This is a genomic window from Bradyrhizobium sp. CCGB01 (assembly GCF_024199795.1).
Taxonomy (GTDB): Bacteria; Pseudomonadota; Alphaproteobacteria; order Rhizobiales; family Xanthobacteraceae; genus Bradyrhizobium.
Genome location: NZ_JANADK010000001.1, coordinates 3,767,428 through 3,780,437, shown reverse-complemented (window position 1 = coordinate 3,780,437; position 13,010 = coordinate 3,767,428). Strand labels below are relative to the sequence as shown.

The window sequence follows — 13,010 nt, the reverse complement described above, 5'->3', positions numbered from 1 at the left end:
CTAATGCGGAAAGAGCGTGGCGATCGCGACCGCCATGGTCGCGACGCTGAATGCCGTGCTCGAAATGACGATCGATCCGACCGCCGCGGAGTCCAGCCGGTAATTGACCGCAAACAGGATGCCGAAAAAGCCAGAAGGCACCGTGGCTAGCAGAATGGCCGTCCTCGCGGTGTCGGAAGCGATTGGAAAGACGTGAGTGACTGCAACGGCCGCGAGCGGCCGAACCATGTCCGCGGTTACCGTCGCGGCCGCGATCGTCCAATTGAGGCGGAACGATTGTGCCGACAGGATGGCCCCGGTGAGGAACAGTGCGACGCCGGCGGCCGAACTTCCGATCAGCGCGAGGCACGCATGAGCAAGTGCGTCGAGGCTCATGTCCGACAACGAAAACAGGATACCGAGCACGGGCGCGAGCACCACCGGCTTGGCGATCGCGCGCCCGACTGCCGTCAGCATCTGCCGCGCCGCCAGTTCCTCGCCACGAGCCCTGGCGGCATCCATTTCCGCCATGATCAGCGTCACCGGACTGATGAGGACCGAACCGGTTGCCAATGCGACGGCGACGGGAACGGTACCCCCCTGTCCCACGACGGACGTCAGGATTGGAAGACCGACGCCGGCGAGATTCGGAAAGCCGACCGTGAGGGCCTGTATCGACGCATCAGGCCGTGATGCCTTAAACAAGCGGCGCGCGGCAAGATACCAGGCGGCATAGACCAACAACATCGTTGTGCCGAGCACCAGGAAGAGCGGAACCTGCTCGATCATCTCCCTGCGCGACGCCGAGGCTGTCGCCGCGAACAGGGACGCCGGCACGGCAAAATCCATCACGAGCGCGTTGAGCGCATCGACATGGAGATTGTCGACGACATGAAACTTGCCGGCGGCATATCCCAGCAGCAAAACGAAGAACACAGGCACCAGCGCCACCAGAATTGCATCGGGCATCATGGTCCCGGCGCGTCATGGGCGTCGACGAAGAGCGACATCGCAAGCAGGTCAGCGGAGCCACCGGGGCTGAGACGACGGGCGACGAAGCTCTCGTGGATCGATCGCGCGCTGAAGCGCCAGCCGGGCGCACGCACGCCGCCGGCGCCGATGAAACGGCGCGCCGCGCGGCGCGCAAAGCGAAGCCCGTCGAGCCCGCCACGATGCAGCAGATTCGTGTCTTCCACGGACGCTATCAGGGCAAAGCACGCTTCGACCCGAGCCGCTTCCGCATCCCCAGGCGTGCCAGGCGTCGTCCGCCGCAAGGCAGGCAAGCCGATCCGGTAGACGCTGGGAAACCCGTTCGCCGCCTCGAGACGGGCTCCGCCCGCGTGAAAGCGGCGGCGAGCAGCGCTGCCATGGCTGTGCAGCAGCACCGGGCCGTGGAGTATGCTGGCACCCCAGAGGCGTGCTACGACATCGCCGAGCAGAAGTGCCGGATCGACCAGCCCGCCGGCCCTCGCACCGGCCGCCGCACACAACAGGCCGAGACCGAAGATCGCGCCGCGATGCGTATTGACGCCTGAAGTCGCCTCCAGCATCGCACGTTCGGCCTCCAGGCCGATGATCCGCAGCACGCCCATGCCGCAACCGAGCGCGCCCGCATCGGCAAGACTCTGAAGGTAGGGCCTGATAGCCACGGCGCTGCGACGAAACGTGTCGGCGTCCATATCGTCGTGACTACCATTGTCGACATGGCTCACGAGCCCTGGCTTGGGCCAGGTTTCCAGCTCCATGGTGAGGCAATCTGCAGCGAAGCCGCCGACGGTCCGTATCTCGGGCGCCATCTGCCGATGGCGTGGAACGAGCGGTTCGATGCCTCGCGCGGCCGCCGTGATCATGATCCCGTCGCTCCCGAAATGAATCGATCCCTGTCGAGCAGGCCTACGGACCCGATGGTCTTGACCAGGAGCTGGCTCGCGCCGGCATGGAATTCGCGCCAGTTCACCGCTGCACCATCCGCACGCATCAATTCGCCATCGAGCCGCATCGGCGCATCGATCTCGATCGCAGCCACATCGGCAGCGAGACGATCCAGATCTGCGTCGCGGTGGAATGCCAGCAGGACATCGAGGTCGGAACGGGCAGTCACGTATTCGAGCCCGGTCAGCGACTGCCATGCGAGGCTACCGAACACGCGCACGTCCACCGAATGCAGAAGCGCGAGCCCGTTGAGCCGATCGAGCGTGGGCCACCAGTTGCGCGGCGCAGATGCGCGCGCCTGCCGCAGCGAGGGCGGCCTCGCGACCGATGCGATGTGGTCGATGTCAGCGAGAAGAGAGAGCCGCTTCTTGCCGGCAGAAGGTGGCAGCGGCAGGCCCAGCGCGAGGCCAGTTGCCTCGCAAGGCAGAGGGCGTCGCCTGATCGTCGGCCATCCCATCTCGGGCCAGCGCAAAACCAACGGGTCGACGGCGAGATCGCCGCGCATTTCGAGCATCGCGCGCCAGCCATGCGGGCTGACAAAAACGAGATCGTGGCGACCGGCCGGCGGTTCACCGGGCTTGCAGGGCGAGGTCACGAACGCGCTCCGCGATATCGGCGGCCTTCGGCCGGCCCCCACGCTCCTTGCCGAGCGCATCTCTACGATCCCGTGCAGCCGGCATATCGGCGAGCAGCGCCTCCAACTGGTCTGCGAGTGAGGTGGCATCACTCCATGTCATGTGAACGGCACCCATCTGCTCGAGATTGGAGAGCCCCGGAGCGAAAACCGGCGTCGACTTGGATTTCTCCTCAAGCGCCTTCATCGAGAGCTTGGTGACCTTCGCCATCGACGGCAGATCCATCACCTCAGGGGAAGCGCCGGGCAATCCGACCAGCACGCGCGTTGCAAGGCCCGTCGCAAGCAGGGCCCCCGCAGCCGAGTGGCCGTAGAGAAGACCGATGGTCGGGCGGCCATGCATGTCCGCGTGGATCAGCACCTTCGCCAGATGCGCGAGGAATTCGTTGAGCCCGAGCAGCTCGTCACGCTTGCTCATGCGCTGGCTGTCGCTGTCGACGAGCACCAGGATCGGTCCGCTCCTCCGGTCGATCGATTCCAGGACGTGCGCGGAAAGCCTGATCGCCTCGTCGACGCCGAGCGCGGTACGATCCGCAACACCAGTCACAAGCATCCTGCCGCCGGACCGTAGCGTCGCCGCGCCGGCAATGACGCCATCGTCGTTCGTGACCTCATGGCCGTCGGGAAACAGCGAGGCGAGAATGTCATCGAGCGTCACGGCTGCTCCTCCCAATCCTTCGAGCGAGCGCAATGAACTGGTCCGCCGGCAATTCCGGCACCGTTTCCGCATGCGCAACACCTTCGGCCGTCCAGATATCGACGGCGTCTTCGCAAGCGCCGAAGCGGCGTAGCCTGTCGGCCAGACGCCCCTGCTCCGCCCTGAGCTGGTCGAGGCCGAAGGCGCCGATCAACCCGATCAGCTCGAGCGCCGCCTCGCGAAAATCCTGCACCGTGTCGTCTGCGAAGACGTCGGCTGCCCCGAGCAGCCGTCGGTGCTTGCCGCCCATGGTGCGCCAGACCAGGGCACGGTCACGGGAGTCGAATTCCTCGACCCCGCGATTGGTCTCGATCACTTCGGGACCCGAAACCGCAATGCGTCCCGCCTCCGACACCGCGAGCGCGGAGCAACAGCCTGCGATCAGACCGCCGCCGCCATAGCAGCCGGAGCGCCCGCCGATCAGGCCAATGACCTTCACGCCGGCGCTGCGTGCCTCCATCACCGCGCGCATGATCTCGGCGATGGCAAGCTCGCCGGCATTGGCCTCCTGCAGCCGGACGCCTCCAGTGTCGAACAGGATCAGAACGGGGATCGAGCCGATCTCGCGCGCTGCACGAAGCAGCCCCGTCAGCTTGGCGCCGTGCACCTCGCCGAATGCGCCGCCCATAAAACGTCCCTCCTGCGCGGCGACGAATACCGGCGTGCCGTCGAGGCGGCCGGAGCCGACGACGATGCCGTCATCGAACTGCTCGGGAAGGCCGAATATCTCCAGATGCGGACTGACCTCGCGCTGTTCCGGCCCGATGAACTCGACCAGGCTGCCGGCATCGAGCAGCAGATCGAGCCTCGTCCGCGCCGATGCCTCGTTGAAGCTGGTGCCGCGGCCCCGTTCGGCCGGGGCGATGTGCGGGAGCGGCGCGGTCATCGGTCGTCCTCCGCGATCAATCGCACCGCCTGCGCCAGCCGAAGCGAGACCGTGTCGGGGCGCGCGCCCCCGTCATTGATGGAGAATTTCAGTCCGCCGGGCGAATAGCGCTCGACGAAATCGCCGATCACGGCGCCCCAGATTTCGCCGAAGCCAAGTGCCGCGGTTTTGATCTCGACAGCGCATTCCACGTCCGGCAGGACGCGCTCCACCAACACTTCCAGATTGCCCGAGGCGACCACACCGACAATAGCGCTCCGCCTGGTGCCGCCCGCCCGCCCGCGAACCGGGTGCTGAAAGCTGAGATCTTCCATGGCCTGTCCTCACCAGTTCCTGAATTTCGACGGCGGCGCGTAGAGCCCGCCCGACCAGCGCACGAGATCCTTGATCGAGCGCGCCGCCAGCATGCTGCGATCCGCATCCAGCGGATTGATGCTGAGATCTTCCGGCCGGCGGATCACGCCGCGCTCGCGCAGGTGCGCGACCATGTTGCGATCTCGCTTGCGGCCGACATCGGTGTAGCCCGCAACACCGCGGATCGCCTGCTCGCGCTCCTGCAAGGTGCGGCAGAGCAAGAGATTAGCCACGCCTTCCTCGGTGACGATGTGGGTGACGTCGTCGCCATAGATCATGATGGGCGCGAGATCGAGGTTCAGCTTCTCCGCAAGCTCGAGCGCATCGAGCTTCTCGACAAACAGCGGCACGTTCTTGTCGCCGAAGGTCTGGCCAATCTGAACGACCAGCTTGCGGCCACGGCGTAGCGGCGCCGGACCGTCGGGATCGGCCTCCGCTCCGGCCTTCAGCCAGGGTTCGCTCGGGTGACGCCGCCCGCGCGCATCCGCCCCCATGTTCGGCGCACCTCCGAACCCGGCAATGCGCGAGGTGGTGACGGTCGAGGAATGTCCCTGCAGATCGATCTGCAGCGTGGAGCCGATGAACATGTCGCAGGCGTAGAGCCCGGCAGTCTGGCAAAAGGCGCGGTTCGACCGCAGCGAGCCGTCAGGGCCGGTGAAATAGACGTCGGACCGGGCGCGGATGTACTCGTCCATGCCGACCTCCGAGCCGAAAGAGTGAATCTGCCGGACCCACCCGGACTCGATCGCGGGAATGAGCGCGGGATGCGGGTTCAACGCGAAGTGGGTTGCGATCCTGCCCTTCAGTCCCAGCCTTTCGCCGAACGTCGGCAGCAGGAGCTCGATCGCGGCCGTGCTGAAGCCGATACCGTGATTGATACGCTGCACGCCATAAGGTGCGTAGATGCCCTTGATCGCGAGCATCGCGGTCAGGATCTGCCCCTCGGTGATCGCAGCCGGATCGCGCGTGAACAGCGGCTCGACGAAGAACGGCTTGTCGGACTTGACGATGAAATGGACCCGGTCCGCGGGAATATCGACGCGAGGAACCGTCTCGACGATGTCGTTGACCTGGGCGATCACAATGCCGTCCTTGAACGCGGTGGCCTCCACCACGGTCGGCGTGTCCTCGGTGTTCGGGCCGGTGTAGAGGTTGCCGTCGCGGTCGGCGCTGACCGCGGCGATTAGCGCGACGTGCGGGGTGAGATCGATGAAGTAGCGGGCGAACAGTTCTAGATAGGTGTGAACCGCTCCCAGCTCGATCTTGCCGCCGAACAGCATGCGCGCAATGCGCGCCGATTGTGGTCCGGAATAGGCATAGTCCAGCCGCTTTGCGACCCCGCGGTCGAACAGGTCGAGATGTTCGGGAAGGACAACACCCGACTGCACCATGTGCAGATCGTTGACCCTGGCGAGATCCACCGCCAGCAGCGCACGGCTCAACAAATCCGCCTGCTTCTGGTTATCGCCTTCGAGGCAAACCCTGTCGCCCGGCCGGATCACGGCTTCCAGCAGGCGCGTGGCGTCCCGTGTCTCCACGACCTTGCCGTTTGCAAGTCCGGCACCGGCCGCAATGCGCGCCTCTCGCGCAGTGCGGTTGTTCTGCCAGCTGGTCATGACCTTCGCTCCTCGGCGCTCCTCACCGTCACGGTCTGCCCGCGACTGGTGCTGGTCGTCTCGATCAGGTTCATGGCAATCTCCGGGTGAGGCAGTCAGGACGGCGGGAGTGCTGTCTCTCCCGCCGTCCTTCTTTCTGCCGGCCGTGCGTCAGGACCGGCAAAACTCGTCAGCGGGTGGCCGGTTGATCGATGCTGCGTGCGGCACGGGTGATGACCGCCGCCACTTCCTTCGGATGCGACTCAAAGACCGAGTGGCTCGCACCCGGGATCACGGTGGTCTGGCTCTTGGCGCGCTCGTAGTACCAGCGCTCGAGATCCGGATTGATGATCTGGTCGCTGCCGGCGACGATGCCCCAGCTCGGCTTGGTCTTCCAGGCTGCCGCCGTCAGCGGCGTGCTGAATACCTGCGTCGCGGCCAGAACCTGGGAACGCGCGACGAACTCGGCCCGCTCACGCGGCAGATCGGGCGCGAACAGCTTGGGGAATTGCACGGGATCGAGATAGGTGAACTTATCCGGCGTGACCTTGATGACGCCCTCGGTCTTTCCAAGCACGCTTGGCGTCTTCTTGCCCAGCGCCGATTCGTCCTCGCCGACGTCGGGCGCATGCGCGGCAACGTAGACCAGACCGACCACATTGGGATGGACGCCCGCTTCGGTGATGATCGAACCGCCGTAGCTGTGGCCGACGAGAAGCGTCGGGCCATCCTGGAGATCGAGAATCCGTTTCGCCGCCGTCACGTCATCGGCAAACGAGGTCTCGGGCTCCTGCACCATGCTGACGCGGAAGCCCTCCTTGGTCAGGATCTCGTAGACCGGCTTCCAGCCGGACGCATCGACCCAGGCTCCGTGCACCAGGACGATGTTCTTTAGGGGCTCAGCGCTCGCCGGGGCGACGGTCGCTAACAGGGAGAGAGCGGCGAAGGCGAGGCCAGCGTTGACGTGTTTCATGTCGGGATCACTCCGGGTTGGAATGACGCGACGGTAATGTCGACCCTTGCCTGCGTATTTCCGCAAACAACGGCCCTTGCGACTTCGCACGTCGGGACGAGGCGACGGAACGGCGCCTAGCTAAGGCGCAAGTTTCGACGCAGCGCATGTGTCGGGCCTACAGACCTCTCATCACTGTGAACGGCCGGCGTTCGTACGCGAAAGACGAACGCTCCGCTTTGTCATTCAAGAGGTCGTCTCTGATGCTTGAACCTCCATGCAAGGGATCGGACATATGACATCCACGGCAAATTTCCAGATCGCGCTTCTCATCCTGTTGTACGCAGTTTCGCCCGCGCGTGCAGGCACCTGTGCGCATGACATCGCGCAAACTCAGGCCCAGCTGGATCTGGCCATAGAAAGAAACGCGGGCGCCCGCGGCTGGCAGCCGGAGAGCCTCAGCGCGCTGCGCAGTCATCAACCGACGCCCCGCTCGCTTGCAGAAGCCGAAGGCGGCCTCGGCGTCGTTTTCACGGATGCGCTAGATTCGCTTGATCGCGCGCGCGCCGCCGATCACATCGGCGACACAGGCACATGCAGTCGGGAACTCGCCCACGCACGGGCCATTCTGAGATAGCGATGCGTCTCCATAGAGACAGATTTGATCGCAAAGCGTCGAATGCTGTTGTGGCCGTGCTGCCGGGGAGCAGGACGTGCGTTCTGGAAATACCCGCCGTCCTGCACCTTCCTAGTGTTCGACGGCATTCAACCGGAGCGATCTTCCATGCGAGAACAGCACCTGTCGAACAACTTTCGCTGCGGAAGATCCGGATCGCGCCGGGTCACTCTGATGCTTCCAGCCATGCTGCTCGCGACCACCATTCTTTGGCTCGTCCCGGCAGCGGTCATTGCTCAAACGACGGTGCCGGGAATGCCGCCTCCCACCGGCATGCTTGCGACGTCACCGCTTAACCCGCAATCCACGCGGCCTGTGGGCATTCCGCTGGGCTCGACCGAGATCGCAACGCCCGGCATCTCGCCGCTCAATCCGTCGCAGGCCATGCCGGGGTGCGCCGGATCCAGCACCTCCGCATCACCGGGCGCATTGTTCGACGGCGGCGGACTTTCCAGTGGCTCATCCGCCACCTGCAACGGCAGCATCGCTGCGGCATCTCCCCTGCCCTCGGCATCGACAGTCGGACGCGTCGGTATCCCGCTCGGTGCCACCGAGCTCGGCGGCGCCGGAATCAGTCCGTCAGTCCCGGTGCCCGGCCCTGCCGCAACGGACAGCACGACCTCGATCGGCGGCTCAAGCAATCCCTGACATCCAGGATGGTCACATGAAACGAAACCTCGCCATCGCGCTTGTCGCTCTCGCCGCGATCCTCGCCGGTAAAGGCTTCTGGTTCTTCGGCATGGACCGGAAGCCGGCCGTCGCCGCCGTGCCGGTTCTCGCGGCCGTACCCGTGGTCACCGCAGCGGTCACCGGCAAGGACGTTCCGATCTATCTGCGCGGCATCGGCACCGTGATCGCCTACAACACCGATGTCGTGCGCAGCCAGATTCAGGGACAGATCGTCAAGATCGCCTTCACCGAGGGACAGACCGTCAAGGCCGGCGATCTGCTCGCCCAGATCGACCCGCGACCCTACGAGGCCCAGATCGAGCAGTTGACAGCCAATCGCGACCGGGATCAGGCCCAGCTCGCCAATGCCGAGGCCAATCTTTCCCGCTACAATCAACTGGGCGACAAGGGCTATGCGACCCCGCAACTGATCGAGACGCAGACCGCGCAGGTGGCCCAACTCAAGGCCGCCGTGAAAGCGGACCAGGCGCAGATCGATGAGGCCAACGTCCAGCTTAGCTATACACGCCTGACATCGGCCATTCCCGGCATCACCGGCGTCCGCCAGATCGATGTCGGCAACGTGATTCATCCGACCGACCCGAACGGTCTCGTCGTCGTCACCCAGATCGAGCCGATTTCGCTGCTGTTCACCCTTCCGCAGACGGATCTGCCCGTGATCCAGGAACACGCTGCAAAAGGCCCATTGAAAGTCATCGCCTACAGCCAGGACAACAAGATGAAGCTCGGCGAAGGCGCGCTGCTGCTCGTCAACAACGAGATCGCAGGGACGACCGGCACCGTCCAGCTCAAGGCCGAATTCGCCAATCACGAGCACCGGCTGTGGCCGGGACAGCTGGTGAATGCCCGGCTGCTGCTGGAGATTCAGAAGGATGCGCTGACGGTCGCCGGCTCCGCGGTGCAGCAGGGTCCGAACGGCAGCTATGTCTATGTCGTCTCTCCCGACCAGACCGCCTCCTTGCGTCCCGTTCACGTCGCGCAGATCAGCGATGGGCAGGCCCTGATCGACCAGGGACTGAAGTCGGGTGATACCGTCGTCGTCGACGGTCAGTATCGGCTGACGGAAGGCAGCCGTGTTCGGGAGCTGCACGGGAAGGCCGCGCGCGAGGCCGACCTGCAAAGCGCCGTGCAGGACGCGATTCCATGAATCTTTCCGCGCCGTTCATCCTGCGTCCGATTGCAACCGCTCTGCTGATGGCGGGCCTGCTGCTGTGCGGGCTTGCGGCCTATCCGCTGCTGCCGGTCGGCGCGCTGCCGAACGTCAACTACCCGACGATCCAGATCTCGGCGCAACTGCCCGGCGCCGATCCGGCGACCATCGCGTCATCGCTGGCGACGCCGCTCGAACAGCAGCTGAGCCAAATCCCCGGCGTCACACAGCTCACATCGTCGAGTGCGCTCGGCGTAGCCCAGCTCACGGTCCAATTCGAGCTGTCGCGTACGGTGGACAGCGCAGCGGTAGACGTCCTGGCCGCAATCAACGCCGCCAGCCCCTTTCTGCCCCCGAACATTCCTTACCCGCCGACGATCAGGAAGGTGAATCCCGCGGAGACGCCGATCATGCTGATCGCGCTGACGTCGGACTCGCTGCCGCTGACCACGGTCGACGCCTACGCTGAAAACATCCTGCTGCCCAAGATTTCGCAGGTTCCAGGCGTGGGCCTCGTCGGAATCGGCGGCCAGCAGAAGCCTGCGATCCGCGTCCGCGTCAATCCGCAGGCGCTTGCGGCCCGCGGCATCGGCCTCGAGGACGTCCGCAACGTGATCGCCGGAGCCAACGTCGATCTGCCGAAGGGCACGCTCAACAGCCCACGCGTGACCTATACGCTGAATACCAACGATCAATTGTTGAAGCCTGCCGCCTACGAAAACCTCATCATCGCCTACCGCAATGGCTCGCCGGTGCGGCTGCGCGACATCGGCACGGCGATCGAGGCGCCCGAAAACGACCTGCTGGCCGGCTGGTACGGCAAGGACCCCGCCATCATCCTGGCCGTCCAGCGCGTCCCCGGCGCCAACGTCATCGAGACGGTCGACCGCATCAAGAAGCTGCTGCCGCAACTGCAAGCCTCGGTTCCGCCGGTGATCAAGGTGACGATAGCCGCCGACCGCACCGCCACGATTCGCGCCGCGGTCTCCGACGTTCAATTCACGCTGTTGCTGACGGTCGCATTGGTGGTGATGGTGATATTCCTGTTTCTGAGGAATTTCTGGGCCACCATCATCCCGGCGATCACCGTTCCCTTGGCGTTGATCGGCACCTTCGCGGTCCTCTATGTGCTCGGCTACAGCCTCGACAACCTCTCCCTGATGGCACTGTCGATCGCGGTGGGTTTCGTGGTCGACGACGCCGTGGTGGTCATCGAGAACATCGTGCGCCATCTCGAGCAAGGCATGACTCCCATGGAGGCGGCGCTCAAGGGCTCCAGCGAGATCGGGTTCACCATCGTCTCCATCACCCTGTCGCTGATCGCGGTGTTCATTCCACTATTCCTGATGGGCGGTTACGTCGGAAAGCTATTCCAGGAATTCGCCGTCACGATCACCGCATCACTGCTGCTGTCACTGATCATCTCGCTCACTTTGACCCCGATGATGTGCGCACGTCTCCTGAAGGACGATTCGCGGAGGAAGCACGGGCGGCTCTATCTCCTGTTCGAGCGCGGCTTCGATTCGCTGCTTGCGCTGTACGCGCGCGGCCTGCGCGTCGTGCTGCGCCATCGCTTCGCGACCCTGCTCGTGATGCTCTCGACCATCGCGCTGACCGGCTATCTCTACGTGATCATCCCGAAAGGCTTCTTCCCACAACAGGACACCGGACAGATCGTCGGCATCACCGAGGCCGCCCAGGACATCTCCTTCCCCGCCATGTCCGAACGCCAGCAGGCGGTCGTCGACATCCTGTCAAAGGATCCGGCGATCCAATCGGTGGCCAGCTATATCGGTCCAGGCGGACCGACGGCGACCCTCAACCAGGGGCGCATCTTCATCGTCCTCAAGCCGAAGCCCGAGCGCAAGGCAAGCGCGGACCAGGTGATCGCGCGGCTGGGGCCCCGGCTCGCCCACATCCAGGGCATCACACTTTACATGCAGGCGGCCCAGGACATCACGATCGGCGCGCGCCTGTCGAAGACGCAATATCAGTTCACGCTGACGGATGCCGATTCCAACGAGCTCACCCACTGGTCGGCGATCTTCCTGGAGAAGCTCCGCGCGCTCGACCTCATCGCCGACGTCGCGAGCGACCAGGCCAATGCCGGCCCGAGGCTGGAGGTGACCGTCAATCGCGAAGTCGCCTCGAGCTTCGGCATCCTGCCCACGACCATCGATAACACCCTGGACGACGCCTTCGGCCAGCGCATCGTCTCCACCATGTTCACCTCGCTCAACCAGTACCACGTGGTCATGGAGGTCGATCCGGCCTTCCAGTATGGGCCCGACGCGCTCAAGGATATCTACCTGAGCTCGGCGGCCGGCCAGCAGGTCCCCTTGAGCACGCTGGTTCACAGCGTCATCAAGCCCGCGCCCATTCTGATCAATCACCAGAGCCTGTTTCCCTCGGTGACAATCTCGTTCAATCTCCGACCGGGGGTCGCGCTTGGCGACGCGGTGACGGCGATCCAGAAGATCGAGAAGGACACCGGCAAGCCCGCCTCGCTGTCGACCTCGTTCCAGGGCAACGCGCAAGCCTTCCAGTCTTCCCTGTCGGGCACGCCGTTGCTGATCGGGGCGGCGCTGATCGTGATCTACATCATCCTCGGCGTCCTCTATGAGAGCCTGATCCATCCGATCACGATCCTGTCAACGCTGCCTTCCGCCGGCATCGGCGCGCTGCTGCTGCTGCTGGCGGTCCACATGGATCTCAGCGTCATCGCCATCATCGGCATCATCCTGCTGATCGGCATCGTCAAGAAGAATGGCATCATGCTGGTCGACTTCGCACTCGAGGTGGAGCGCCAGCACGGACTGAGCCCGGAGGAAGCGATCTACCAGGCCTGCACGCTCCGCTTCCGTCCGATCCTGATGACGACCATGGCCGCACTGCTCGGCGGTGTGCCGCTGATGGTCGGCTCCGGCACCGGCGCAGAACTGCGCCAGCCGCTCGGCTACACCATCGTCGGCGGGCTGATGCTCTCGCAGATCCTGACGCTCTACACCACGCCCGTGGTCTATCTCTATCTCGATCGGCTCAGCAATTGGCTCACCAGGCACAAGCCGCAGACGAACGAGACGTCCACCCCCTCCACGAGCGAAGCGGGATTGGGCCATGAGTCCGCTTGATCGGGTGACCGCCGGCATGACGGCCGAAAAGCTGGTGGCCGTCACGACGGAGATGACGGTTGGCTACGTGGGGGCGCAGAGATCTCGCCCGCGCAACAACTTCCAGGGTGAAGCGGCATCCATCCGCCCGGGTTCACATTTGTGACAGCGTGCGTTTTGGCAAACGGCGAGTAGAAAGGCAAAAGACCGCTTTTTCGCGGTGCGGTACACACGAACCTCTCGTGTAACCCTCCGAGCATCTTGGCTCGGGAATTGGTCTTTTGCTCAGCGAGTATCCCTTGGGTTTATTCAAACTTTCGGCGTGGAACGGACTCGCTCGCCGTGTCTGGAGATC

The 13,010-nt window shown here is 64.5% G+C and carries 13 protein-coding genes; 4 read left to right on the top strand and 9 right to left on the bottom strand.

Going from position 1 to position 13,010, the window contains the following annotated elements:
- The 8 genes from NLM25_RS17110 to NLM25_RS17075 form a co-directional block, all read right to left on the bottom strand.
- Entirely contained in the window at window positions 1–951 is a 951-nt protein-coding gene (locus NLM25_RS17110) for an AEC family transporter (RefSeq protein WP_254137742.1), read from the bottom strand.
- On the bottom strand, window positions 948–1,829 hold the full coding sequence (gene mdcB / locus NLM25_RS17105; RefSeq protein WP_254137741.1) for a triphosphoribosyl-dephospho-CoA synthase MdcB: 882 nt from the start codon (window positions 1,827–1,829) through the stop codon (window positions 948–950). The genes NLM25_RS17110 and mdcB overlap by 4 nt, the downstream gene beginning before the upstream one ends.
- Entirely contained in the window at window positions 1,826–2,506 is a 681-nt protein-coding gene (mdcG, locus tag NLM25_RS17100) for a malonate decarboxylase holo-[acyl-carrier-protein] synthase (RefSeq protein WP_254137740.1), read from the bottom strand. The genes mdcB and mdcG overlap by 4 nt, the downstream gene beginning before the upstream one ends.
- Complete coding sequence (gene mdcE, locus NLM25_RS17095; RefSeq protein ID WP_254137739.1) at window positions 2,481–3,203, bottom strand: biotin-independent malonate decarboxylase subunit gamma; 723 nt, start codon at window positions 3,201–3,203, stop codon at window positions 2,481–2,483. The genes mdcG and mdcE overlap by 26 nt, the downstream gene beginning before the upstream one ends.
- Window positions 3,190–4,128 carry a biotin-independent malonate decarboxylase subunit beta gene (locus NLM25_RS17090; RefSeq protein ID WP_254137738.1) on the bottom strand — a complete coding sequence of 313 codons (939 nt, stop codon included), beginning with the start codon at window positions 4,126–4,128 and terminating at the stop codon, window positions 3,190–3,192. Before NLM25_RS17090 ends, mdcE begins: the two co-directional genes overlap by 14 nt.
- The gene (gene mdcC / locus NLM25_RS17085) at window positions 4,125–4,442 is read right to left on the bottom strand and encodes a malonate decarboxylase acyl carrier protein (RefSeq protein ID WP_254118075.1); all 318 of its coding nucleotides are present in this window, start codon (window positions 4,440–4,442) and stop codon (window positions 4,125–4,127) included. The genes NLM25_RS17090 and mdcC overlap by 4 nt, the downstream gene beginning before the upstream one ends.
- Window positions 4,443–4,451: 9 nt before the next feature.
- A complete protein-coding gene (mdcA, locus tag NLM25_RS17080; protein ID WP_254137737.1) occupies window positions 4,452–6,098 on the bottom strand; it encodes a malonate decarboxylase subunit alpha in 1,647 nt (548 codons plus the stop codon).
- A gap of 169 nt (window positions 6,099–6,267) precedes the next feature.
- Entirely contained in the window at window positions 6,268–7,050 is a 783-nt protein-coding gene (locus tag NLM25_RS17075; protein WP_254118073.1) for an alpha/beta hydrolase, read from the bottom strand.
- Between the two features lie 274 nt (window positions 7,051–7,324).
- Here NLM25_RS17075 and NLM25_RS17070 point away from each other — a divergent pair, with 274 nt between their 5' ends.
- Window positions 7,325–7,666 (top strand): hypothetical protein, encoded by a 342-nt coding sequence (locus NLM25_RS17070; protein ID WP_254137736.1) that lies wholly within the window; start codon window positions 7,325–7,327, stop codon window positions 7,664–7,666.
- A 275-nt stretch (window positions 7,667–7,941) separates the two neighbouring features.
- Here NLM25_RS17070 and NLM25_RS17065 read toward each other — a convergent pair whose 3' ends face one another.
- Window positions 7,942–8,346: a hypothetical protein gene (locus NLM25_RS17065; protein ID WP_254137735.1), complete on the bottom strand. Its 405-nt coding sequence runs from the start codon at window positions 8,344–8,346 to the stop codon at window positions 7,942–7,944.
- A 23-nt stretch (window positions 8,347–8,369) separates the two neighbouring features.
- Here NLM25_RS17065 and NLM25_RS17060 point away from each other — a divergent pair, with 23 nt between their 5' ends.
- From NLM25_RS17060 to NLM25_RS17050, 3 genes are read left to right on the top strand one after another with little or no spacing between them, the layout of a single operon-like run.
- Window positions 8,370–9,542: an efflux RND transporter periplasmic adaptor subunit gene (locus NLM25_RS17060; RefSeq protein WP_254137734.1), complete on the top strand. Its 1,173-nt coding sequence runs from the start codon at window positions 8,370–8,372 to the stop codon at window positions 9,540–9,542.
- Window positions 9,539–12,676 carry an efflux RND transporter permease subunit gene (locus NLM25_RS17055; RefSeq protein WP_254137733.1) on the top strand — a complete coding sequence of 1,046 codons (3,138 nt, stop codon included), beginning with the start codon at window positions 9,539–9,541 and terminating at the stop codon, window positions 12,674–12,676. Before NLM25_RS17060 ends, NLM25_RS17055 begins: the two co-directional genes overlap by 4 nt.
- The gene (locus NLM25_RS17050) at window positions 12,663–12,821 is read left to right on the top strand and encodes a hypothetical protein (protein WP_254137732.1); all 159 of its coding nucleotides are present in this window, start codon (window positions 12,663–12,665) and stop codon (window positions 12,819–12,821) included. Before NLM25_RS17055 ends, NLM25_RS17050 begins: the two co-directional genes overlap by 14 nt.
- Window positions 12,822–13,010 lie beyond the last annotated feature (189 nt).